General features: G+C 32.0%; 25 protein-coding genes. 17 read left to right on the top strand and 8 right to left on the bottom strand.

The annotated features are described in order from the left end of the window. Positions 1-4: 4 nt before the first annotated feature. From ACZ451_RS06575 to ACZ451_RS06565, 3 genes are all read right to left on the bottom strand, one after another. Positions 5-430 carry a hypothetical protein gene (locus tag ACZ451_RS06575; protein ID WP_464216315.1) on the bottom strand — a complete coding sequence of 142 codons (426 nt, stop codon included), beginning with the start codon at positions 428-430 and terminating at the stop codon, positions 5-7. Between the two features lie 52 nt (positions 431-482). Next, positions 483-1,259, bottom strand: a complete 777-nt coding sequence (locus tag ACZ451_RS06570; protein ID WP_464216314.1) for a ThuA domain-containing protein — start codon at positions 1,257-1,259, stop codon at positions 483-485. Positions 1,260-1,386: 127 nt separating this feature from the next. Then, on the bottom strand, positions 1,387-2,274 hold the full coding sequence (locus ACZ451_RS06565) for a helix-turn-helix domain-containing protein (RefSeq protein ID WP_464216313.1): 888 nt from the start codon (positions 2,272-2,274) through the stop codon (positions 1,387-1,389). A 205-nt stretch (positions 2,275-2,479) separates the two neighbouring features. Here ACZ451_RS06565 and hemA point away from each other — a divergent pair, with 205 nt between their 5' ends. The 11 genes from hemA (at position 2,480) to ACZ451_RS06510 (ending at position 11,795) form a co-directional block, all read left to right on the top strand. After that, positions 2,480-3,736, top strand: coding sequence for a glutamyl-tRNA reductase (hemA, locus tag ACZ451_RS06560; RefSeq protein ID WP_464216312.1), 1,257 nt, complete (start codon positions 2,480-2,482; stop codon positions 3,734-3,736). Beyond that, positions 3,733-5,304: a hydroxymethylbilane synthase gene (gene hemC, locus ACZ451_RS06555; protein WP_464216311.1), complete on the top strand. Its 1,572-nt coding sequence runs from the start codon at positions 3,733-3,735 to the stop codon at positions 5,302-5,304. Before hemA ends, hemC begins: the two co-directional genes overlap by 4 nt. Positions 5,305-5,439: 135 nt before the next feature. After that, positions 5,440-6,462, top strand: a complete 1,023-nt coding sequence (gene hemE / locus ACZ451_RS06550; RefSeq protein ID WP_464216310.1) for a uroporphyrinogen decarboxylase — start codon at positions 5,440-5,442, stop codon at positions 6,460-6,462. 41 nt (positions 6,463-6,503) lie between these two features. Continuing rightward, a complete protein-coding gene (locus ACZ451_RS06545) occupies positions 6,504-6,962 on the top strand; it encodes an SMI1/KNR4 family protein (protein ID WP_464216309.1) in 459 nt (152 codons plus the stop codon). 109 nt (positions 6,963-7,071) lie between these two features. Next, on the top strand, positions 7,072-7,728 hold the full coding sequence (locus ACZ451_RS06540) for a hypothetical protein (RefSeq protein WP_464216308.1): 657 nt from the start codon (positions 7,072-7,074) through the stop codon (positions 7,726-7,728). Positions 7,729-7,731: 3 nt separating this feature from the next. Further along, positions 7,732-8,481 carry an EI24 domain-containing protein gene (locus tag ACZ451_RS06535; protein WP_464216307.1) on the top strand — a complete coding sequence of 250 codons (750 nt, stop codon included), beginning with the start codon at positions 7,732-7,734 and terminating at the stop codon, positions 8,479-8,481. Then, positions 8,481-9,014, top strand: a complete 534-nt coding sequence (locus ACZ451_RS06530) for a GNAT family N-acetyltransferase (RefSeq protein WP_464216306.1) — start codon at positions 8,481-8,483, stop codon at positions 9,012-9,014. Before ACZ451_RS06535 ends, ACZ451_RS06530 begins: the two co-directional genes overlap by 1 nt. A 41-nt stretch (positions 9,015-9,055) precedes the next feature. Next, complete coding sequence (locus tag ACZ451_RS06525) at positions 9,056-9,631, top strand: transposase (protein WP_464216305.1); 576 nt, start codon at positions 9,056-9,058, stop codon at positions 9,629-9,631. 33 nt (positions 9,632-9,664) lie between these two features. Beyond that, the gene (gene hemF / locus ACZ451_RS06520) at positions 9,665-10,573 is read left to right on the top strand and encodes an oxygen-dependent coproporphyrinogen oxidase (protein ID WP_464216304.1); all 909 of its coding nucleotides are present in this window, start codon (positions 9,665-9,667) and stop codon (positions 10,571-10,573) included. A gap of 11 nt (positions 10,574-10,584) precedes the next feature. Next, a complete protein-coding gene (locus ACZ451_RS06515; protein WP_464216303.1) occupies positions 10,585-11,211 on the top strand; it encodes a hypothetical protein in 627 nt (208 codons plus the stop codon). Between the two features lie 188 nt (positions 11,212-11,399). After that, positions 11,400-11,795, top strand: coding sequence for a YchJ family protein (locus ACZ451_RS06510; protein ID WP_464216302.1), 396 nt, complete (start codon positions 11,400-11,402; stop codon positions 11,793-11,795). Between the two features lie 52 nt (positions 11,796-11,847). On the opposite strand, the gene ACZ451_RS06505 is transcribed toward ACZ451_RS06510, so the two are convergent. Both ACZ451_RS06505 and ACZ451_RS06500 read right to left on the bottom strand, forming a co-directional pair. Beyond that, entirely contained in the window at positions 11,848-15,453 is a 3,606-nt protein-coding gene (locus ACZ451_RS06505) for an ABC transporter permease/M1 family aminopeptidase (protein WP_464216301.1), read from the bottom strand. 2 nt (positions 15,454-15,455) lie between these two features. Next, positions 15,456-16,334 carry an ABC transporter ATP-binding protein gene (locus ACZ451_RS06500; RefSeq protein WP_464216300.1) on the bottom strand — a complete coding sequence of 293 codons (879 nt, stop codon included), beginning with the start codon at positions 16,332-16,334 and terminating at the stop codon, positions 15,456-15,458. A gap of 166 nt (positions 16,335-16,500) precedes the next feature. Here ACZ451_RS06500 and hemB point away from each other — a divergent pair, with 166 nt between their 5' ends. Beyond that, positions 16,501-17,490 (top strand): porphobilinogen synthase, encoded by a 990-nt coding sequence (gene hemB / locus ACZ451_RS06495; RefSeq protein WP_464216299.1) that lies wholly within the window; start codon positions 16,501-16,503, stop codon positions 17,488-17,490. On the opposite strand, the gene ACZ451_RS06490 is transcribed toward hemB, so the two are convergent. After that, the gene (locus ACZ451_RS06490; RefSeq protein ID WP_464216298.1) at positions 17,487-19,688 is read right to left on the bottom strand and encodes a tetratricopeptide repeat-containing hybrid sensor histidine kinase/response regulator; all 2,202 of its coding nucleotides are present in this window, start codon (positions 19,686-19,688) and stop codon (positions 17,487-17,489) included. The two genes, hemB and ACZ451_RS06490, sit on opposite strands and share 4 nt — an antisense overlap. A 142-nt stretch (positions 19,689-19,830) precedes the next feature. Here ACZ451_RS06490 and ACZ451_RS06485 point away from each other — a divergent pair, with 142 nt between their 5' ends. From ACZ451_RS06485 to ACZ451_RS06465, 5 genes are all read left to right on the top strand, one after another. Then, complete coding sequence (locus tag ACZ451_RS06485; protein WP_464216297.1) at positions 19,831-20,337, top strand: DinB family protein; 507 nt, start codon at positions 19,831-19,833, stop codon at positions 20,335-20,337. A gap of 26 nt (positions 20,338-20,363) precedes the next feature. Beyond that, on the top strand, positions 20,364-21,050 hold the full coding sequence (locus ACZ451_RS06480) for a hypothetical protein (protein ID WP_464216296.1): 687 nt from the start codon (positions 20,364-20,366) through the stop codon (positions 21,048-21,050). 56 nt (positions 21,051-21,106) lie between these two features. Beyond that, positions 21,107-22,231 (top strand): CNNM domain-containing protein, encoded by a 1,125-nt coding sequence (locus ACZ451_RS06475; RefSeq protein ID WP_464216295.1) that lies wholly within the window; start codon positions 21,107-21,109, stop codon positions 22,229-22,231. Continuing rightward, positions 22,231-22,704 carry a methylated-DNA--[protein]-cysteine S-methyltransferase gene (locus ACZ451_RS06470; RefSeq protein WP_464216294.1) on the top strand — a complete coding sequence of 158 codons (474 nt, stop codon included), beginning with the start codon at positions 22,231-22,233 and terminating at the stop codon, positions 22,702-22,704. The genes ACZ451_RS06475 and ACZ451_RS06470 overlap by 1 nt, the downstream gene beginning before the upstream one ends. Positions 22,705-22,923: 219 nt before the next feature. Next, positions 22,924-23,634 carry a 3'-5' exonuclease gene (locus ACZ451_RS06465; protein WP_464216293.1) on the top strand — a complete coding sequence of 237 codons (711 nt, stop codon included), beginning with the start codon at positions 22,924-22,926 and terminating at the stop codon, positions 23,632-23,634. A 49-nt stretch (positions 23,635-23,683) separates the two neighbouring features. On the opposite strand, the gene ACZ451_RS06460 is transcribed toward ACZ451_RS06465, so the two are convergent. Further along, entirely contained in the window at positions 23,684-23,851 is a 168-nt protein-coding gene (locus tag ACZ451_RS06460; protein WP_464216292.1) for a DUF6747 family protein, read from the bottom strand. 291 nt (positions 23,852-24,142) lie between these two features. After that, entirely contained in the window at positions 24,143-25,117 is a 975-nt protein-coding gene (locus ACZ451_RS06455; protein WP_464216291.1) for an endonuclease/exonuclease/phosphatase family protein, read from the bottom strand. Between the last annotated feature and the right edge of the window lie 48 nt (positions 25,118-25,165).

Here is a 25,165-nt window from a genome sequence, read left to right as displayed (position 1 = left end):
TTATTTAAAGTTTTTCAACTTTAACACCTAATGCGTTTTCGTTAATCCAAACAATACTCCAAACCTCTTTCAATTTGGTATAATCACTTTTCAGTTTTATTTGTTGTGAATATAAGTCTAGTTTGTAATCGCCACGAATATTTTTTGAGATAATCTTTACATGGTTGCACAGATGTCTTCCCATAATTTTACAATATTGTTGGTTATAATAACGCTTATTAAAGATTCCATCTGATTTAAATTGATATACAGTTCCATATGTATGGGAATTGCATCGTTTATACACTATAATATCAAAATCAGTGTCACTAATGCTATAATCATAAGTCCAATAGCCAATTAAGTCAGATTTTGTAGCAATTTCAATTTCCTGCGCAAATGAGAATGACGCAAGAAATAAGAGTAGAATAGTAGTAGCTAGTTTTTTCATAATTTAGTTGAAACAAGAATCGTTCCAACTTAAAAGTAACACGAAAAAAAACCTATCTCCCTAAACACCATAAAATACCACCTAACATATGCTTTTGGATCAAAGGATTGTCATAAGCTTCCTCTGGATGCCCTAAACCCGTATAAAAAGCTTTACCGCCATCATACTCATGGTACCAAGCAATAGGATGGTTGTCTCCATTTGTACCGCCTTCATATGAAGTTTCATCTAACTTCATTAATACATTTACATTTGGATTTAGGTTTTTATAATTATACCACTCATCACTTAAAATCCAAGTGTTTCCAATTTCGGAGGTTGCCTGATGTTTTTTATCAATCACATTTATAGTAGCTTGTGGTGTCCCTGCAGGATGGCCATTAAAATAACCTCCTACCATTTCACCATACCAAGGCCATTCATATTCTGTATCTGCTGCGGCATGAATTCCCATAAAACTACCTCCATTTTGGATATAATTTTCAAATGCTTTTTGTTGCGATTCGCCTAAAACGTCTCCCGTAGTATTTAAAAACAGCACCAATTTATATTTGCTTAGGTTTTTGGTATTAAAAGCCAAAGAATCTTCGGTTCTGGTAATCGCAAAATTATTGTTTACCCCTAGCTTTTTTAATGAAATAATAGCCTTACTAATAGATTTATGTCGCCACCCTTGTGTTTTGGTAAACATTAAAATTTTATCTGGTTGTGAAACTTTATAGGGTTCTGAGTCACTTAAAACAACCTGCTGTTGTACTTTAGTGCCAGAACAACTTATAAAAAAAGAAACCAAAACAAGTAGAAAACAAACTTTAAAAAAAATCTTCATTATGCGTATTTTAAATGTAACTAAATAATGGATAATTGAAATAATCTCGCAAACTAATGATATCTACGAAGAAAACGAAAAAAAGGATTTAAATAATAATGTTATTTTAATAGAATTTAAAAATCACTTAATTTCCTAAAGCCATTAAATATTTTTTAGGAGTTGTTCCATATTTCTTTTTAAAAGCTGCAATAAAGTGACTTGAAGTACTATACCCAACTTTTAAACCAACTTCATTAACATTATGTTGGTTGGTTTCCAGCATTTTTCTGGCATAATCCATTTTATAATCAAATAAAAAACTAAAAACAGAATCGCCATAAATTTGTTTAAAGCCTTCTTTCAGCTTTTTAAGGGGCAGTCCAATTTCTTCAGATAATTCTTTTAATGTTGGTGGCTCTCCCATTCTAGAAATCATGATTTCTTTTGCTTTTCGAATACGTCTTACATTATCTTCATCTACTAAAAACGGACATTGTTCTATATCTGCGTCTTGCCCTTTATTAAAATAGAGTGAGATTAGTTCGTAAACCTTTCCTTTGATATACAATTCTTTTATAGACGGATGTAGATTGTAATTAATCATCTGGCTTAATACTACAGCTATAGATGGGCTTACTGGATCTTGTGTATAATATTTTTTATCTTTATTTTCTGCACTTAAAAACGGAATGTAATCTGCCTCTCTGGAAAATAAAGAATGAAATTTGCGAATCGTCATCACTACAGAAACCAACCAAGAATTTTGAGACAATTCTAAGTTTAAAGGTAAGTCTTGTTGTGTATTATAGAGCAAAAGTGAATTTTCTTCCGAAACTTCTAGCGCATACCTCCCATCATTAAAAACAAACTTAGCATTACCTTTTAAACAAAAATGAAATTGAATAAAAGAACTGTCTATTGCTTTTGTAACTTTTTGAACCTCAGCACTATCATTCTGAATTTTTAAAACAAAAAAGCCATCTTCTATCAATACTTCTTCAAATGAACCTTTAGCGATATTTTCTACTTCCATAACGATCGAATCTTTGATGTTTCTATTTAGAATTATTCTAAATAAAATTTATTAAAAACATCATTTTCATCATAAAATTAAGGTAATTCACCCGATTTATAATCATTTTAATCCAAAAAAACTTGAAACGATACTAATTATTCCGCTAGCGTTACTTTTATCGACATGTTGCTATTATTTTTGCAAGCGATTGGAAAATCATTGCATGAAAGATTATCATATTTCTAAACATAATTCTTTTTACACCATTGGTCTTAATTATAAAAAGGCAGATGCAGTAACACGTGGTAAGTTTAGTTTAGAAGAGCTAGATATGAAAAATTTGCTTGTGCAAGCTAAAGCACAAGGTATTGATGGCCTTTTAGCAACTTCTACTTGTAACCGTACTGAGTTACATGGTTTTGCTCAGCACCCTTTTCAACTTATAAAATTACTTTGTGATAATACTATGGGTTCTGTTGAAGAGTTTCAGCAAGTAGCCTACGTATACAAAAATAAGGATGCTATAAGTCATTTATTTAGAGTTGGTACGGGTTTAGATAGTCAGATTTTAGGTGATTTTGAAATTATAAGTCAAGTACGTCAAAGCTTTACCCGTTCTAAAAAATTAGGAATAGCAAACCCCTTTTTAGAGCGCTTGTGTAATTCCGTAATTCAGGCTAGTAAACGGATTAAAAACGAAACAGAAATTTCTTCAGGTGCAACTTCCGTAGCTTTTGCATCCGTACAATATATTATTAAAAATATCCCTGACATTTCAGAAAAGAATATTTTGCTTTTTGGAACAGGTAAAATTGGAAGAAATACTTGCGAAAACCTTATCAAACATACCCAAAATTCGCATATTACCCTTATCAATAGAACAAAAGATAAGGCAGAGAAAATTGCAGGGAAATTTAATTTGGTTGTAAAAGATTATGGCGATTTACAAACAGAGATTAGAAATACTGATGTTATGATTGTGGCTACGGGAGCAAATAAGCCTACGATTTCTAAGGACTTAATTTACACAAAAAAGCCTTTGTTAATTTTAGATTTATCTATTCCAAAAAATGTTTCGGACGATGTAATCTCTTTACCACATGTTTCCTTAGTTCACTTAGATCAGCTTTCACAAATTACAGATGAAACCTTAGAAAAAAGAAAACAACATATCCCAAAGGCCGAAGAAATTATAGAAGATATTAAAGCAGAATTTATTCAATGGTTAGAAACCAGAAAATTTGCCCCAGTCATCAAAGCATTAAAAGAAAAATTAAATACTATGAAAGTTGAAGAAATGGACTTTCAAAGTAAAAAAATCACAAATTTTAATGAAGAGCAAGCTGATATCATTTCTAATCGGATTATTCAAAAAATAACAAAGCAATTTGCCAATCATTTAAAAGATGATAGTGTAGATGCAAATACAAGTTTAGAGTTGATCCAAAAAGTGTTTCAATTAGAATTAGATTCAAAATGAGTAAAACCATCCGTATCGGAACTCGTGATAGTGAGCTTGCACTTTGGCAAGCAAATACCGTTCAAAACAAATTAAATGCTTTAGGTTACACAACAGAACTTGTTCCAGTAAAATCTACCGGAGATCTGGTTTTAGACAAACCGCTATACGAACTTGGCATTACTGGTATTTTTACCAAAACTTTAGATGTGGCTATGCTTAATGGCACTATTGATATTGCGGTACACTCCTTAAAAGATGTGCCAACCGCATTACCTAAAGGCATTGTACAAGCTGCTGTTTTGGAACGTGGTAATCATATGGATATTCTGGCTTTTAAAAATAATGAAGAATTTTTAGCGCAACCAGAAGCTACCATTGCAACCGGAAGTTTACGTAGAAAAGCACAGTGGCTAAACAGATACCCAACACATACCGTAGTAGATTTACGAGGTAATGTAAACAGCCGTATGGAAAAGCTAGAAAATAGCGATTGGAATGGAGCTATTTTTGCAGGTGCTGGCTTAGAGCGCATTGGTTTAGAACCAGAACGTACTATAGGTTTAACTTGGATGGTTTCGGCACCCGGACAAGGTGCTGTAATGGTTGCCGCTATGGAAAACGATGCTTATACCAGAGAAGCCTGTGCCCAATTAAACCATGAGCAAACCGAAATTTGTACAACAATAGAACGCGATTTTTTAAGAACCCTTGAAGGGGGCTGTACAGCACCAATAGGTGCTTTTGCATACATTAATAATGAGCAAAAAGTAACTTTAAAAGGTATACTACTTACTGTAGATGGGAGTAAAAAATTAGAAGTAGAGTTTTTTGCCAAATTAGGGGCTCATGAAATGCTAGGGAAAGATGCCGCAGAACGAATTTTAAGTAGAGGAGGCAAATTGTTAATGAATGAGTTGCATGCAGCTGACCAAAGTGCAAAAGTTTTTTCTACCAAAAAATTAAGCAAAGAACAATTAGAATTGTTTCCTGCACATATGGTTGTAAAATCTGAAGATTTTATTAAAATCAATCCGTCTAGAATACCTGCTACAATTTTAAAATCTAAGATTGAAAACGTAGTGATCACCAGCCAAAATACAGTTGATGCTTTGCTACATAATATTGATGCCACTGAATTAAAATTTAAAAATATTTATTGTGTAGGCAGAAAAACAAAACGTCTGGTAGAACGCCATATTGGACCTGTAAAACATACCGCAAAGAACGCAAAACTTTTAGCGGAGCACATCTCAGATTATTTAGAAGGAACAGCAATTACCTATTTCTGTAGTAATCTCCGTATGGACGATTTACCTACTATTTTAAGTGAAAGTGGTATTAAAGTAACAGAAATAGAAGCCTACAAAACAAAATACGCTGCTATTAAAGTTGATGATTCTGTAACATCTGTATTATTTTACAGCCCATCTACAGTAGAAAGTTATTTGCAAGAAAACAGCTCTACCAAAATAGCTTATTGTATTGGAGAAACTACTGCTACTGAAGCCAGAAAACATTTTAAAGAGGTTTTTGTTGCCAAAATACCAACAGTAGAAAGTGTTATTGAGTCGGTGTTGAAAAGCTAATCGCTTTTCGCTATTAGCCTCTGGCTCTTAGCCGTTTGGTATAGCATTTAAAATAAACAGCTAAAGGTCAAAGACCTAAAATAAATATATAGAATAAGCCAACAGCTAATAGCTAGCGGCGAATAGCCAATAAACATGAAAAACGATTTATTCCTAAGAGCATTAAAAGGTGAAACGGTAGATCGCCCACCCGTTTGGATGATGCGCCAAGCAGGGCGTTACTTACCAGAGTTTATGGAGATTCGTAAAAAGTACGATTTCTTTACCCGTTGCCAAACACCAGAACTAGCCTCAGAAATTACAGTGCAACCCATCCGCAGATATGGAATGGACGCTGCAATTTTATTTTCTGATATTCTGGTGATCCCGCAAGCTATGAATATTGAAGTGGAAATGAAGCCTAATTTTGGTCCGTATTTACCAAATCCTATTCGTTCTCAAAAAGACTTAGACAATGTTATTATACCAGATGTTAATGATGCTTTAGGCTATGTTATGGAAGCCATAAAAGCCACCAAAGAAAAACTGAATGATGAAGTACCTTTAATTGGTTTTGCAGGCTCTCCTTGGACAATCCTTTGTTATTGTGTACAAGGACAAGGCAGTAAAACCTTTGATAAAGCTAAAGAATTGTGTTTTACACAACCTCTTGTAGCACATTCTTTATTGCAAAAAATTACAGATACTACCATTGCTTATTTAAAAGCAAAAGTAAAAGCAGGTGTAAATGCTGTACAAGTTTTTGATTCCTGGGGAGGGATGCTATCACCAACTGATTATAAGGAGTTTTCATGGCAATACATTCAGCAAATTATTGATGCTTTAAAAGAAGAAACAGAAGTAATTGTCTTTGGAAAAGGCTGTTGGTTTGCTTTAAATGATATGGCAAAATCTGGTGCTGCTGCTTTGGGTGTAGATTGGACTTGCTCTGCCAGAAACGCACGTTATTTAACGGGTGGAAACATTACACTACAAGGTAATTTTGACCCTGCGCGCCTCTTATCACCTCCAGCAGAAATAAAAAAGATGGTTACCCAAATGATTAACGAATTTGGCACTGATAAATATATTGTAAACCTAGGACACGGAATTTTACCTAACGTTCCTGTAGAAAATGCAAAAGCTTTTATTGATGCCGTGAAGGAGTATCGGAAGTAAAAGTTCTATAAAAGGGAAACCTAATTTAAGTTAAAAATAAAATGCCTTTTCCAATTGAAGAAAAATATATAATAGAAACAGAATCTAAATTAAATATAAAGTTCCCTTCTGAATTTAGAAGTAAAATGATAAAATTAAATGGAGGAGAACTGATTATAAATAAATCTCAATTCGAACTTTATCCTTTTTTCGATAAATCTGATCGAAAAAGAATAAGTCGAACCTGTAATCATATTGAGCTCGAAACAAAAAATGCTCTTAAATGGGACGGATTTCCTAAAAATGGAATTGCAATTGGTTCGGATGGATATGGAAACCAAATTGTATTGATTCATAATGGTGATAATATTTTGTCAGACAAAATATATTTCTGGGACCACGAAACAAGGCGAATAGAGGAAATTGCTCAATCGATTAATAGACACTACTTAGAAAAAAAGACCTCTACTAATAGTAACATTTCATTTTGGCAAAGAGTAAAAACAAAATTTAATTTATAACTTAAGGCTATTACTTTAAAATGCACAAATTCTGGAAGTTAAGTAACTCTAAAATATAGTATCTTTCATATACATCTATTTTAAATGTAACATTCAAGAAAATATAGAAATGAAAAACAACTATTCCATTTTTAGAAAATTCTCAAATTTAGAACAAGCAATAGCATTAAGGGAATTACTCTTAAAAAATGATATTGAATCTGAACTTGCAGATAATGTAGCACCTGTTGATGTTACATTTTCTGGAAACACAATACAAAACGAAATTGAACTCCGCATTAAACAATCCGATTTTAAAAAAGCAGAAGAAATCGTAGAAAAAGATGCTGAAAATATCATCAACGAAATAGATCCTAATTATTATTTATTTGAATATACTGATGAAGAACTTTATGAAATACTTCTGAAATCCGATGAGTGGAACCCTTTTGACTATACTCTTGCTCAGAAAATTCTAACCAAACGAGGAAAACCTATTGATAAAGATTTATTAAACTCCTTAAAAAAGGAACGATTAAAAGATTTAGCTAAACCTGAGGAGAATCAAAAACCTTGGATCATTGCAGGGTATATCTTTTCTATTTTAGGAGGTCTTTTAGGGTTAATTATAGGTTACTTTTTATGGACTGCAAAAAAAACGCTCCCAAATGGTCAAAAAGTATATTCTTATGCTGAAAAGGATAGAAAGCATGGGCGATATATTTTTTGTATTGGATTACTTATTGCTCCTACTACTATTCTATTAAAGGCATTTGACAAATTATAAACCATGATCAAAAACATCCTTAAAGGCATAAAAACATATGGTGGGACCTTAAAATTAATTGCTCAATTAAAACTATGGAAATACTTTCTGATTCCAATTGCAATTAGCCTAGTTACTGCGGTACTTATTGGTTATATTGCTTATGGTTTATCAGATACTATTGGTGTTTTTATTGCCAAACTATGGGTATGGGAATGGGGCAAAGAAAATTTCACTAAAATTAGCACTTTTATAGGCGGTGCTAGTATTCTAATCATTGGCTTAATTCTATACAAACATATTGTTATGGCGCTTTCTGCGCCATTTATGAGTCCCGTTTCAGAAAAAATAGAAGCGCATCTCACTGGGACTACAAAACACGAACATAGAATTACATCTTTTAAGGAACAACTCTGGCGTGGCATCCGTATCAATATTAGAAATTTGACTAAAGAACTTTTTTTTACGGTATTACTATTAATTATTGGGCTTATTCCTGTAATAGGTTTTTTTGCTAGTATTTTAATCTTCTTAGTACAAGCCTATTATGCTGGTTTTGGAAATATAGATTATACCTTAGAACGCCATTATAAATACAATGAAAGCATTAATTTTGTTCGTAAAAATAAAGGCATTACTATAGGCAATGGAATTGTTTTTATGCTCTTTTTATTCATCCCAATTGTTGGAATTATTCTAGTTCTCCCCTTATCTGTAACCGCGGCAACAGTAAACACCTTACATCTTATAGAAGAAACTAAAAGAATTACATAATGCTGTTAACTATTGATACTTTTACGATACAACCCATCCAAGAAAAAGATGCTTGGAAGCTGTGTAATTTTATGGTGGCTAATGCGGATAGGTTTAAGCGCTTTTTTCCAGGCACTTTAGCTGCAACGCAAACGCCTGATTTAGCAGCTATTTTTACCGCTAAAAAAGTAACAGAATTTGAAAAAAAAGAGGAATTTCTTTTCACCCTAAAGGAAAAAGAAAACAGAACTATTATTGGTTTAATCTATGTAAAAGAATTAGACTGGGAAACCAAACAAGGAGAACTAGCATATTGCATTGGGTATCAATACGAAGGAAAAGGATATACTAGTAAAACGGTAGAAACAATTTCTAAATGGGCTTTTGAAGTACAACAATTAAAAACACTCCAAATTATAGCGCATAAAACCAATCTTGGCAGTATTCACGTTGCTCAAAAATGTGGGTATCTTTGGCAAAGCACTTTAGTAAAAGCGCACACACCACCAGGAGAAAATCCGTTGGATATGGAATTATATGAACTTCAGACCTGACAGGTTTTAAAAACCTGTCAGGTCTAAAAACGCAAAGCTAAATGAAAACAGAAAAGCTAGAAAAAGACCATTATTATTATATTTACAATAGAGGTATTAATAGTTGTATCATTTTCAAAAATGACGAAAACAAATGCTATTTTCTTCAACTTGCAGAAAAACACTTAAAAGGTAAAGTCATTGTTTTAGCTTACTGTCTTATGAATAATCATTTTCATTTCGCCATAAAGGTTATTTCAGAAGAAAAAATAGTTACTCAAGCTTTTTCTAATTTATTCAATGCTTATGCAAAAGCCTACAATAAACAACAAAATAGAACTGGCAGTTTATTTGAGAGACCTTTTAATAGAAAACATATTACAAATGAAGAGTATTTAAGAAGCCTAATTATCTATATTCACACAAATCCTCAAAATCATGGCGTAATTAATGACTTTTCAAAATTCCTTTTTTCTTCTTACACCTGTTTTACAACAGAAAAGCATCAGAATAAACTAATTTTAGAAACAGATGAAGTAATCAACTTATTTGATGATTTAGAAAACTTAACGTATTGCCACAAACAAAGTTTAAAGAAAAAAGAACAAATAATAGACTTAGACCTGTTAGGTTTTTAAAACCTGACAGGTCTAGCCAAATTATATTAAAAAATGAAAGATAAATTTTTCGCATACATACAAGACCTTCAAGACACCATCACTTCTACATTAGAAGAAATAGATGGCAAGGCTAGGTTTAAGGAAGACGAGTGGAAACGCCCAGAAGGTGGTGGTGGCAGAACCCGTGTGATAGAAAACGGAGCTGTTTTTGAAAAAGGTGGTGTCAATATTTCTGGAGTTCATGGAGCACTACCTAAAAGCATGCAAACTTATTTTGGTGTAGAAGATGCTGATTTTTTTGCCTGCGGATTAAGTTTAGTTCTGCACCCTAAAAACCCAATGGCGCCTACAGTACATGCCAACTGGCGTTATTTTGAAATGTATGATAAAGAAGGAAAATTAGTAGACCAGTGGTTTGGAGGCGGACAAGATCTTACACCCTATTATTTGTTTGATGAAGATGCCACTCATTTTCATACGGTTTGCAAAACTGCTTGCGATACACATAATCCTGAATTTTATCCGAAATATAAAGCACGTTGTGATGAATATTTCTGGAATGCGCATAGAAATGAAGCTCGTGGTATTGGCGGTCTTTTTTTTGACTATTGCAAAGCAACTGATGAAACCAGTATGGAAGACTGGTATAATTTTGTTACTGAGGTTGGGAATAGTTTTTTAGAGGGGTATGTTCCTATTGTAAGTAAAAGAGCACCTATGGAATACACTAGAGCAAATAAAGATTGGCAAGAAATTAGAAGAGGACGTTATGTAGAATTTAATTTAGTACATGACAAAGGCACTTTATTTGGACTTAAAACGAATGGGCGTATTGAAAGTATTTTAATGAGCTTACCCCCACAGGTACAATGGGTGTATGACCATCAGCCAGAAAAAGGAAGTGAAGAAGAACGATTGCTAAATATTTTAAAAGAACCTAAAGATTGGATAGTTTCCTAAATGATATGATTATGAAAAAAACGACTACCCTTTTTACGCTTTTAATCAGTATTATGGTACTTCAAAGTTGTATTTCAATTTCTTCTAAGGCTCCTTTGTTGACCGATGAGAATGCGAGCAAAATGAAAATAAGCTACACCTATTGGAATATTGAAAAAGAAGATGGAAAACCAAGTAAGTTTGGTTTTGTTCTTGACGATATTACTCGTAAAAAGAAAGAATGGGTCTTTAAAATGGCTCCCAATAAAAGAAACGAAGGGCCATTTAAATTAAGACTTAAAAAAATTGACGAAAACCGATTTATTTTTCAATTTAAAATGCAAGAAAACGAGAAAATCGAATATAATTTATTTGTTGGCGAAAAAATAAAAAAGAATCAATACATCATATTATCATATACTAAAGAAGGGATACTAAAAGCTAAGACTGACCCTACTTTAGCACCTTTTAAAGAACACTTTAAGATAGGAACTGCGGTCTCCTTAGTATTTGATGAATTTATGATGAAAAATCATAAAGAAGAAGTTATCACATTTATAAAATCGTTGGATACAAAAACTGATTTTAAACGTGAGGATGCTCTTATTTTAAATGGAACAAATGACGAAACTGTGTATAAGGCTATGCTTAGAGAATAGAAAATAGAGAATAGAGAATAGAGAATAGAGAATAGAGAATAGAGAATAGAGAATAGAGAATAGAGAATAGAGAATAGAGAATAGAGAATAGAGAATAGAGAATAGAGAATAGAGAATAGAGAAAGTTAAAAATTAACACTTAAAACTAAGCACTTTGTACTTAATACTATTTACTCAATATTAAAACAATGAACTGCCACTGCGGAAAGCCTAAAAGTTATACGGACTGCTGTGACATAGCACATAAGACTATTTCTAAAACAACAACAGCCGAACAGCTAATGCGTTCTCGGTATTCCGCTTTTGTTTTAGCAAATGGTGATTATTTAATGCAAAGTCATCATAGCAGCACTAGACCTTTAAAAGAGAAAAAAGCGATTGTAAAATGGGCAAAATCGGTAAATTGGATTCGCTTAGAAGTACTTGATACCTATAAAGGACAAGAAAACGATACTGAAGGCACCGTTACTTTTAATGCTTTTTATTATGAAAACGGAAACCTTGAAGTAATCCATGAAAAATCTGCTTTTGTAAAAGAGAATGGTCATTGGGTATACTTAGGGCTCTCAAAAGAACACCACTAAACTTAATTTTTAGATTAAATTTAGTGGCGTTTTATTATTAAAGAATTAAATTTTACTCTTCTATACTTTTTAAATTATCACCAGAGTTTCTATCTATTAACTTATTATAGGGGTCTATTCCTGCTTTTACAGGTTTTTTATCAGTGACAATCGTAAAGGTATTTTCTCCAGGCTCTAACCATTTCAACTCTAAATAATATGGGTTTTTAATGGTGATATTATCTTTATTAACGGTATCTTCTCCAAATAAACCAATATCAACTAAATTCTTATTTTCATCTACTTCTTTTTCTTTTCCTTTATCATCATAATAGATTTTTTTAGAATTTACCGTAAAAGTAGTTTCCCATTTACCTGTAGCAAGCTTTTTGGTTTTTGCGCTAAGCACTCTATTTTCATAAAGGACAATCTCTTTAAAACCATCTTTTAATTTATATTTAAGGGAGTCTGGAGTAATGGTATTTAAAGCTTCATACAAATCTCCTGAAGAAGCATAGTAGCCTTTTTCGCCATATTTATATTCATTTAAGAAATTGCGCAGACCTTCATTTACCTTATCTTCTCCAATGACATCCTGCAAATCAAACATGACCATAGATCCTTTTTGGTACCAGATATGCTGTCCTGTTTCTACATCTATTAAAGAACGCTCAGGCTTAAAGCTAAACTGTCGTAATCTTAAGTAGGTATCCAAAGAGTTCTTTAAGAATACTTTTATACCATTTTCACCATATTCTTGCTTCATGGTCATTAAAGAAACGTATTCTGCTAAGGTCTCTGAAATAATATTAGCACCAGAGGTTTTACTAGGTGTTACAATATGTCCCCACCATTGGTGTGCCACTTCATGAGAAGTTACGGTAAATGCATAGTTATAATCTTCTGCTCGGGTAAAATCTGCTACAAAACCAAAGTCTTCAGAATAGGGTATTGTGGTTGCAAAAGACTGCGCAAAATTAGCATACGCTGGGAATTCTATAATCCGAATAATAGAATACGGATACTCGTAGAAATTCTTAGAATTATAAGCTAAGGATACTTTTAGGCCTTTTATAAAATGTTCTAAATTTCTTTTATGTTTTGGAGAATGGTATACTTCTATCGCTACCTTTTTACCACTTGGAGCGGTCCAACTAGACTTTTCTATATCATAATCTGCTGACACAAAACTGAAGAAATAATCTGATTTTTCTTCTAGCTTGTAATTAAAATGACTACGCTCTCCTTCATCCCATTTTTTGGCAAGTACTCCTGGAGCTATTCCTATTTGTCCTTTTTTAGTACTTATGGTAGCCTCAAAAGTCATATAATCTGCATCTTCATTAAAAAGATTCTTTTTTAAAGCAATACTATCTGTTCTTGGCGGAAACAAGAAATCCAACTTTTCTAAATCATATTTTTTACGATCACCATTATCTGTTAAGCTACGGTCATAATGAAATTTTGGAAAAATAGCATCTCTAAAAAAGGTTCCGTTATCCAATACAGCCGTTTCTCTACCGTTAGCAAAACCTTTTGTAATTGCCTTAGTTTCTATAACTAAAGAAACCGTATCTTTTGGTTGTAATGTTGTTGGTAACTTATACATGAATAAACGATAAACCGTATCCTTTAAGAAAGGTTCTAACACCACATCATTATACACCACATTTGTAATTTCGGTGTAAGCCAAAGGAAATTGCATTTCCATTAACAAGGTGTCTATCGGTACCTCATATTTATTAGTTACTTTAAACTCTCCTTTTGCATTGATACTTCTTTCGTCTGGAAAAATATCGATAAATGCTTTTAAATCGGTTACTTGTATATGTGGTTTTCCAATATATTTACCATAAGTTTTCTCTGCATCAGCTGCAACTTTATTTCCATAATCGCTATCATTTATGGTATTCAATACCTTAAGGTTGTAATAGCTATATGCCCCTACAGAAATAAAAGCAAGAACAAAAAATAAGGTATAGGCTATTGTTTTGCCAGAAAAACGTTGTTTTGCTAAACGCAAACGCTCTTTAACCGATGAATAAAAACCTCTGTTCCAAAATACCATCCCTATGGTTGCTAAAATACAAGTAAATAGAATCCAGTACGTATTTAACCAGAAACGACCTGTTAAGTAATGTCCAAAACCATTTATATCACTTAAAAAACTACCAGGTGTGCCGCCAAAAATTACTAGTGGATTATTACTCTTAAAAGCTAAAGTGATAATTAAGGGTAAACCAATAAAAATAATTACTGCTAAAAAGTGCCCTAAAAACTTATTATTTACCAAAACATGAATAAAAAATGCTAACAGTAAAGTAATTACATAGCTAGGAAAAACGCTAGTAAAGTTCTGAATAAAATACATCCCTAACTCATAATTAAAATAACCATTAAAAGTCTGGTAAAGCATCCCAACAACAATATTTAATAGTGTTAATATTACTGCAATACCAAGTAAAGAAATTATTTTAGAAAGATATAATGTGGTGTTGCTCACTGGCAAGGCATCATAAAACTCAAAGGTTTTATTTTTTCTAGTTCTATGTACTGCTTCGCCTGCATAAATAATTAAAATAATAGTAGAGAAAAGTGAAATACCTCCCGCAATTATAGATACCATAAATCTAGTACGCGGTAATGAAGGTGTATCATAAATCTGATTACTCTGATAAGCAATAAAACCAGCTACTAAAATCCCAATTATGATAAGAATAAGAAAAACGGATTCTTTTACAATAGATAAAAATTCTATTTTACTTAAAGACCATAAATTTTCTCTTTGTGCTTTTTTAGTAAAAAACTGTGTAATAACTCCTATAGGGCTTGCTGTATAAGCTTCTTTATCTTCTTTACTTTTTTTCTGTTTTTTAGAAGAAAGAAAACCTTTATAAGAAAACTTAAATAGTGTAAAAACAAATATCCCTATGGAAATGCCTAACCATACTAAACGGTTAATTGCAAATTTTCCTGAAAGTGATAATTGGGTAGTGTTCAACTCATTAATTGACCAATATTTTGTTAAAAAACCGTATGCTGTTTCTCCAAAAGGATCTACATAAATACTTAACCATTCCGTATCTAAACTAGATAATAATTGCCCCGATATCGTTGTTAAAATTATAATTACAATACCTCCTAAATACAGAATAGGCATACGTTTAAAGAAAGTCATTAAACTAAAAAACAAACTTCCTATAAAAAATGCATTAAAGGTCATTAAATATAAAAAAGGCGCAAAATAAGAGGAGAAATTAAAAGCAGTATATGTTCCAAAATCTGGCCTATCTAAAAAAGCACCAATTCCAATTCCAATTATAGCACCCAATACTGCTGCTATATTCATGAGGGTTACAATGGTAAAACTTCCTAAAAATCGCCCTAAAATATAATGTTTTTCAGAAACCGGAAAAGTAAAGAACGTTTGGGCTGTTTTATGTTCTTCATCTCTAAAAACTGGAACGCCCATTACTGCAGCATAAAAGAATATACTTATACTACTCATACCTCCTAAAAGACCCACAATTGCATTTGGGCTATTCGTAAATTGTGCCGTTCCTGATTTTAATGAAAATACCGCAAGTAAAAGAGGTATAATAAACATTAAAAAAGTATAAATGTATGTAGCAGGTCTTCTTAGCCTGTACTTCAGCTCAAATAAAAATATCTCTTTCATCTTTATACTGTTTCTAGTTGGTTGTTGATACTGTAGAAATAAAAATCTTCTAAATCGTTATTTACTGGCTCAAAATCATCACCAGGGTTCGTTTCGCTATATACATTTACATTATAGTTACCACTACGCAAATAGGTAGATAATACCGTATATTCTTCTTGATATTGTTCAATTTCTTCTTTTTCAATACGCTTTCTAAATACTTTACCATCTAAAGAATTAGACAATTCTTGTGGGTGTCCTTGAACAACAACCGAACCTTCGTTAAAAACTGCCATATTTGTGCATAGGTTAATCACATCATCTACAATATGCGTAGATAAAATTACGGCTGCATCTTCACCTAATTCGCTTAATAAATTATGAAAACGGTTACGCTCTAAAGGGTCTAAGCCTGCTGTTGGCTCATCTACTATAATTAATTTTGGATTCCCTATAAGCGCCTGAGCAATACCAAAGCGCTGGCGCATACCACCAGAATAATCACCTAAATTTCTTTTTCTAAATTTATAAAGGTTTACCTTATTTAATAAATCAGCTACGTACGCTTTTCGGTCTGATGTACTATGAATTCCTTTTATTTTTGCAATATGATTAAGCATCATTTCGGCCGAAACTTTAGGGTACACCCCAAAATCTTGTGGCAAATACCCTAATACTTTACGTAATTCTTCTGGCTGCTTAAATACATCTATACCTTCAAAATCAATTGTACCCGAATCGGCGATTTGTAAGGTAGCTATAGTACGCATTAAAGTAGATTTACCAGCACCGTTAGGGCCCAAAAGGCCAAACATGCCTTTCCCAATAGTTAAGTTTACATTATTGAGTGCTTTTGTTCCATTGGGGTATGTTTTATTCAGATCTTTGATAGATAGCATAATCTCTATTTTTATGAATTAGTCAATATGGTGTCATTAGTATATAAAAGCAATATTTTGTTACAATTTAAATGATTTTTTTATGATGCTGTTTGTCTTACACCAAAGACTACTTTAATTAATTGAGTTAAGCTATCTTTGTTTCTTACAATAATATACATACAAAATGTACCCATTAAGAAGAAATAGACGATTACGCACCAATGATGCCATTCGTCATTTAGTTCGTGAAACTATTATAACCCCCAGCGACTTTTTAGTCCCCCTTTTTGTTGTTGAAGGAAAAAATATTAAAGAAGAAATTCCTTCCATGCCGGATTATTATAGGCTTAGTTTAGATTATATTGAAAAGGAGGTGAAAGAACTCTGGAATATGGGCTTATGTGCTGTTCTTCTTTTTGTAAAAGTCCCAGACAACCTAAAAGATAATAAAGGTACAGAAGCGCTAAATGCAAATGGCTTAATGCAACGTGCTATAAAAACCGTAAAAAATGCTTGCCCAGATATGCTGGTGATGACAGATGTGGCTTTAGACCCGTATTCTTCTTACGGACATGATGGTATTGTAGAAAATGGTAAAATTTTAAACGATGAAACTGCGGATCTTTTAGCAGAAATGAGTGTGAGCCATGCAGCAGCAGGAGCAGATTTTGTTGCTCCTAGTGATATGATGGATGGGAGAATTTTAACCATTAGAGAAGCACTGGAAGATGATGGTTATACGGATACGGGTATTATGAGTTATAGTGCAAAATATGCAAGTGCTTTTTATGGTCCTTTCCGTGATGCTTTAGATTCTGCACCAGTAGCACAAGAAAACATTCCTAAAAATAAGAGTAGTTACCAAATGGATGCTGCTAATAGGTTTGAAGCCATAAAAGAAACGCAAATGGATATTGATGAAGGTGCCGATATTGTAATGGTAAAACCGGGGCTTTGTTATTTAGATATTGTACGAGAAATAAAAAATGAAGTAGATGTTCCTGTTGCGGTTTACCAGGTAAGCGGCGAGTATGCAATGCTTAAAGCCGCAGCTGAAAAAGGTTGGTTAGACCATGATGCCGTAATGATGGAACAATTGATTGCTATTAAAAGAGCAGGAGCCAATATTATTGCCAGTTATTTTGCTAAAGACGCAGTACAACTCATGTCTTAAGAAATTACTGTTGTTGGTAAATTGTTTAAAATAGTACTTAAAAATTGTGAGGCATCATAGGGCTTAGATAAAACATCATTCATCCCAGCTTCAAATATTTTTTTTCGCATTTCTTCTACTTCTACTGCAGTTAATGCTATAATAGGTACTTCTTTATTAAATTTTCGTATAATTCTGGTCGCTTCAAGACCATCAATTTTTGGCATATTAATATCCATTAGTATTAGGCTATATACATTGTCTTTTACCATAGCAATAGCTTCTTCACCATCATTTGCAACACTAGATTTTATCGTATTCTTTTTAAGAATACCTTGAGTAACTTTTTGATTAATTTTATTATCGTCTACCACTAATATATGGATATCTGTATGTTGAGATATTAGGGTATCTTTTAATTCTTCTGAAGATTTATTTTCATTTAATTTTAAATCAATATTATTCTTATTTTCTAATAACTCTAAAGTAAAACTGAAGGCAGAACCTTTACCTGGCTCACTTTTTAAGTATATTTCGCTATTATGTAATTTCACTAGCCTTCTTACAATAGTTAAACCTAAGCCTGTTCCTTTATGACTATGATTGTTATTTTCTACTTGAGAAAATTCTTTAAAAATCATTTTTTGTTTGTCTAATGGTATTCCAATACCATCATCTTTTATTTCAAAATATATTTTATGTGTATCATCATTTGCAACTCCCTCACTTTTAATAGTAAGCCATATATTTCCATCCTCATTAAACTTAGTAGCATTACCTATTAAATTCATTAAGATTTGAGATATTCTTACAGAGCTCCCTATTAAATTATTAGGCACTTTATCATCAATAGAAACCACAAGATTATTCTTATTCTGCTCTAAACTAAATTTAAATGATTCGGTAATACTATTTACAAGGGTGCTTAATTGAAAAGGAACTTTCTCTAAAGTCAAGTCCTGATAATCCATTTTACTTAATAAGAGTACATCATTAATTAATGACAATAGATAATCTGCTGAAAATTTAAGTGAGTTTAATTCCTCTTCATATGGTTTTAAATTTTCGTCTTCTTGTAAAATAGAAGAGATCCCTACTACACCATATAATGGAGTACGTAGCTCATGGCTAACTGTAGAGAAAAATTGTGTTTTAATCTTAGACAACTTCTCTGCTTCATTTTTAGCAATAGTTAATTCTGAGTTCTTATTACTAAGCTTATTGATGTATTTTTTTCTTGATCTTAATAGCAAAAAGAAACCAAAGGTGGCAAAAAGTAAAACAACTATAATTATGGTATAAAAGTTAGATACTTTCTTTGCATATTCTTTTTCAATAAGCGCATTTTTTAAATCTTTTTTATATTCTTTTAAATCAAACTTAGCACTAGCAATTTCTATGGCATTTAGTTTATTCTTCTCATAGTTACGCTCTATAAAAGATTTTGCTTTTTTTAAGCTATTTAGCGCTTTTACATATTGCTTTTTATTTTCGTATATTTTAAATAAAAAATTATAGGTGTCTACTGCAGTTATATCTATTGAATCTTGTTCTATAACTTTTTTTACTTTTAAAAATTCCTTTTCTGCTTCGCCATATTTATTTAACTCATAATAATATCTCCCAAAAGTAAAATCATTCAGTGCCTTGTACTCTTTAAATATACTATGGTCTTTTTCTAGTGCTCTGGCTTTAGATATATAAGAATATGCACTATCCAAAACATTTGTACTAAAATATGCTTCAGCTATATTAATGTAGGATAAATACATGTCTATGGTATGTCCTTTTTTTTCATAATAATCTAAACTTTTATGAAAATTTAAGATTGCACCAGCATAATCTTTATTGACTGCAAGTATAGTAGCCATATTTCCATTTGCCCAAGTTATTAAGGAATCGTTTTTACTGGCAATGGCATATTCTAGTGCTTTTTCAGTATTTAAAGCTGTTTTTACAGAGTCTTGTAGAATATCATAAACAGTACCTAAAATGTCATAACCATAAAACCTAGCATAGTTAGAATTGGATTGTTCTCCTCTTTCAATTAATTCTGTAGTTAATGTTATTGTGTTCTTGTAATCATTTTTGTTGTAAGCTTTCTCTATACTATCAATCAATGTTTCAAATTGGTTTCTTTCTTCTTTAACATTATTTTGTGCTAGTACCCCTTTTGTTAGCAATACAAAAAATAGAATAAAAAAATGGGTAGGTCTCATACAAAATGACTGTTGTAGTACAAATTATAAACAGAATGAAGTAACTATTTAATACTTTCGTATAAATTTTTACTAAAAAACAATTTATAACTACTGGTTTATTGAAGACTTTGGTTATGGTCTATTAAAAAAAATATTAAAAATGAAAAAAATACTATTTCTATTATTGGCTTTTATAAGTATAAACGTAAAATCTCAGGATATTATTATCCCAACCTTTCTTGAAAAATGGGAAAACTCCAAAAACTATTTAATTGAAGTTGCGGAATCTATGCCAGAAGACAAGTACAATTATAAACCAACAGAGCCTCAAAGAGATTTTAAAGAACAACTTATTCACATTAGAGCGAATATGATTTGGTTGAGTCACACGTATTTTGCAGACAAAGAAATACCTAAGGATAATTTAAGTTCAAAAAGCAAAGCAGAATTAATACAAATCATTTCCGATGGTTTTGATACGGTAACAACTATTATTAAAAACACAAAACCGAAAGATTTAGCTGCAAAAGTAGAATTTTTTGCAGGGCCAAAAACCAAATTGCAAATTCTAAATTTACTGCAAGACCATGTTACCCACCATAGAGGACAACTTTTGGTTTATTTAAATTTAAACGGGGTAAAACCACCACGGTTTGTGGGTTGGTAGGCTTTTACAAAAACTAATTCATCACTATGAAGCAGCTCCTTATAGTACTAGCCATACTTCTTACTAATTCTTTAAATGCACAAGAATTTACTAAAGGTATAATAATGCCTAGTGATGAGTTTGATGTTTGTTGTATTTACATTCCTACTTCAGGGCTTAGCGTTTATAAGGTTCCAAACGGAGTTTCAGTTGGTAAAATTATGTTAGGAAAATCTGAAGCAAACAATGAAATTTATACAGCAGTTATTCAGGTTGGAGTAGATGAAAAAAAATTGGATCATACTAATCTGTACATGGTTGGTTATGAAATTATGGCTTTAGTTTTTGAGGATACCATTGCTAACTTTATAAAACTTAAAAATGGATATTGGTTAAGTATTGAGGAATTAACTTCTAAAAACCTAAAGTTAATTTCTTGGATGGATTATCTCACTCAGAAAAACTCAGAATGGTATGCGAATGATCCTGGATTACATTTAAGAGTAAAACCAACAAAAAACTCTAAATCCATAGCTGTTTTTAAGGGCGATTTATGGGGCATTAAGCCAACGAAAACAACCAATGGTAAATGGTGTAAAGTTATTGTCACCCAATACCGAAAACATCCTTGTTCTGGAGAAGACAATTTAGTAATTCAGAAATTAACTGGATGGGTTAAGCTTATTTCAGACGAACAAATACCAAATGTTTGGGATTATGCAAAAGGATGTTAAAAGTAATTTAACAAATGAAGTTTTATTGGTATCTTAGTTTCCTATAAAACTAACCCATGGCACTACTCCTTTTTTACGCTTTTATTTCTATATTTTTTTCATTTCTATGCTCTATCTTAGAAGCTGTTTTACTTAGTGTTACTCCTACATTTGTAAATGTAAAACTAAAAGAAGGCAAAGCCTATGCTACTACTTTAGAAAACTTAAAAAAAGATGTAGATAAACCTTTAATTGCTATTCTTACTTTAAATACCATTGCGCATACCGTTGGTGCTATACTAGTAGGTGTACAGGCAAAAGTTGCCTATTCTGAGCTTTATGGCACTACAGAACGTAGTGTTTTTGGCATTACTTTTACAGAAGATTTAATGGTAGGTGTTGTTTCTACTATTATGACAATTTTAATTCTGGTAGCTTCCGAAATTATTCCTAAAACCATTGGTGCCACCTATTGGAAACAACTTGCTAACTTTACTTCTAAATCCTTAAAAATTATGGTTTTAGGATTAAAATACACTGGCTTATTATGGATTTTACAACTTTTTACCAAATTGGTTGGGGCTAAGGGTGGCCATGGCGGCAGCGTGTTAAGTAGAGAAGATTTTACCGCTATGGCAGATATAGCGCAAGAAGAAGGTGTTTTCCAAGAATCTGAATCTAAAGTGATTAAAAACCTTTTACAATTCGATGAGATTTTAGTAAAAGATATTATGACACCCCGAACTGTTATGAAAATAGCAGATGAAAAAAGAACCATAAAAGATTTTTTTGAAGCAAATCCTAGAATGCGCTTTTCTAGAATTCCTATTTATGGCGAAACGCAAGACACCATTACTGGTTTTGTACTAAAAGATACCGTTTTAGAAGAAATGATCCATACCGAAGGAGATGCCCCTTTAGCCACTATTAAAAGAGATATTTTAATTACAAATCGCAATACACCTATTCCAGAATTGTTCAATACCCTTATAGAACAGCGTCAGCATATGGCACTTGTAGTGGATGAATATGGTTCTGTTAGCGGCCTTGTTTCTATGGAAGATATTATTGAAACCTTATTAGGCTTAGAAATTGTAGATGAGAGTGATGCTACAGAAGATTTAAGGCAACTAGCTCGTAAAAAATGGGAAATACGCGCTAAAGAAATGGGAATATTAGAGAATGATTCCAAAACCAGCTAATGGAAACTGCTTATATACAAACTCCGCTTGGAGTGGCAAAATTACAAGGCGATGCTGATGGCCTGCAAAGTATTAGCATAATAGATACTAATGATACCCTTACTGATGTTATTCCAGAAGTTTTAGAAGATGCCGTTTACCAACTGCATGAATATTTTGAAGGCTCAAGAAAACAATTCCATTTAGGATTAAACCCACAAGGAACTGAATTTCAAAAAAGGGTTTGGAAAGCTTTAGAAGAAATTCCATATGGAAAAACAGTTTCTTACTTAGAAATTTCAAAAAGGTTAGGTGATGTAAAAGCAATTAGAGCAGCAGCTTCTGCAAATGGTAAAAACCCTTTGTGGATTGTTATCCCCTGTCATAGAGTTATAGGTAGTGATGGTTCTTTAACGGGTTACGCGGGTGGTTTACACCGTAAAAAATGGCTTTTAGCGCACGAAAACCCTGTGAAACAGCAATCTCTTTTCTAAAAATTAAAAACTACATGGTTTGTTATTGTCTTAAAAAGAGCTTAAAAATACACTTTATCGTTAAAAATTACTTTTTATCGTTCATTTAAAAATCATATTACAAACTATATGGTCTTTTTTAAAGAATTGTATGACAAATTCATAAATAGCTTTATTTTTTTAAATTTAAAGTTTGTATCTTGAGTTTTTGAAGCGTATTAATCTCATCTAAACAGGAATATGTTGCATAAATTAAATCTAGAACATATCTTATTTTTAGATATTGAAACCGTTCCTGAAGAAGAAAGTTTTGCACAACTAGACGATACTAAAAAAGAGCTTTGGTCACATAAAAGTCAGTACCAACGTAAAGAAATATCAGCAGAAGAATTTTATGAGCGTGCAGGTATCTGGGCAGAATTTGGAAAAATAATTTGTATATCGGTAGGCTACTTTAACTTAAATGGAGATAGTAGAACATTTAGGGTTACTACTTTTTATGGAGAAGAGGAAAACCTACTAAAAGAATTTAAAAATTTGCTAGAGTCGCATTTTAATCATCCAAAATACGTATTGTGTGGTCATAATGCCAAAGAATTTGACTTTCCATACATTGCTCGTAGAATGATTATTCATAGAATAGCTTTACCCATAAAGCTTAACTTATTTGGAAAAAAACCATGGGAAATTCCTCATTTAGATACCATGGAACTCTGGAAATTTGGAGATTACAAACATTATACTTCGCTAAAATTATTAGCTAATATTTTAGGCATACCATCTCCTAAAGAAGATATAGATGGCAGCCAGGTAAGGCAAGTATATTATAAAGAAAAAGATATAGACCGTATTATAAAATACTGCGAGTTAGATGTTGTCACTACTGCTCAAGTTTTTCTTAGACTTAAGGGTACTGATTTATTAGAAAAAAATGAGATAAAACATATATAGGGCTACTTAGATATATAAAACTGTACTCTAAAAATACTATTGAAGAATTTTAAAATGCAAAACCTGTAGCCAACCTGTATGCAAAAGCATATATAACTACTGCAAAAAGCGATATGCTCATAACAGCAAAAAACTTCATTGAATTTCTTATTGCAAAATTTGTAATGCTATTTATTCTTTCTGTATAAACTCCTTTAATAAGTAAAATTGTTTTCATAATTGTAATTTTAAAAGTGAGATACAAAGGTCTAGATTCAACTTAGATAAATCCTCTTAAAATTCGAATTTTGGTTTAAAGCACTCAAAAAAATGATGAACTACGCACTAGAAACAACAACAACTTCATAAAGTGCATTTCATCGAGAAGCGCAATTATAGCAACTATAGATTAGCGGTTTCGCTATACCGATAAACTGTAATCTTAAAAAATAGCCTTCTTGTTACTACGTATATAATGCACTATTATAAAATGAAGATTCTATGGTAGAAGTTAGGGAAGAGGTTTTTATTAGGTATTATATTTTAACTCTATGTATACCGGAAAATGATCTGAATATCCTCCTACATATTTTTTACCTACATAAGTTCTAAAAGGATTCCCTTTATATTTTCCATCATATTCTGTTAAAAACGTATCATCAAATATATTAGAGTGGCTAAAACTGTGTGTTTTCTTTTCATAATTTAAAAAACTATGAGACACTATAATCTGATCAAAAAGCATCCATTTAGATTTATAATTAGCACTACCTCTATCTGGGGTTAATAATTTTTCCATAGGGTTATAGAGTGCTTTTTCGGCTACCAATTTTTGAATACTGGGTGAGGTAGGTCCATCATTAAAATCTCCCATAATAATATAATTAGGATTGGCATGCTTTTCTTCTAATACATTCATAAAGGCAATAATGGTCTCTGCAGCTTTAATTCGCTTATATTCAGTTTCTGTATCGCCACTTCTTCTAGAGGGCCAATGATTTACAAATACATGTACTTCTTCATTATTTAATTTTCCATGTACATATAAAATATCTCTAGTTAAATCTCTTTCTCCTTCAGCATTAAGCACAATAAGTGGTATTGGTTCAGAATGCATTAACTCAAAAACACGAGTATCATAAATTAAAGCATTATCGATACCTCTTTCATCTGGAGAATCATAATGCACTATCCCAAATGGTTTATCTTTTAATTCTTCTCTAGAAATTAAATCTTTAACCACTTCTCTATTCTCTACTTCAGAAACACCAATTAAAGCCGGTGCTCTCCCCGAAGTTTTTTCACCAATCTTAGCAATAGTAGATGCTAATTTGTATAATTTTTTCTGATAGCGTTTTTTTGTCCAACGTTTCTTCCCATGAGGCGTAAAATCGTCATCTAAGGTATTAGGATCATCTTTTGTATCAAATAAATTTTCAAGATTGTAAAAAACGATGGTATGTAAACTAGGTTTTGGTTTCTTTTTAAAAATAGAAAAGCGCATAAGTTTAAATCTGGGTTAAGTTCAGAATTGTCTATTAAAATTTTTGTG

Source organism: Allocellulophaga tsushimaensis (assembly GCF_055383085.1).
Note: the sequence above shows the minus strand (reverse complement) of the source record. Positions and strands in the feature narration are given on the sequence as shown.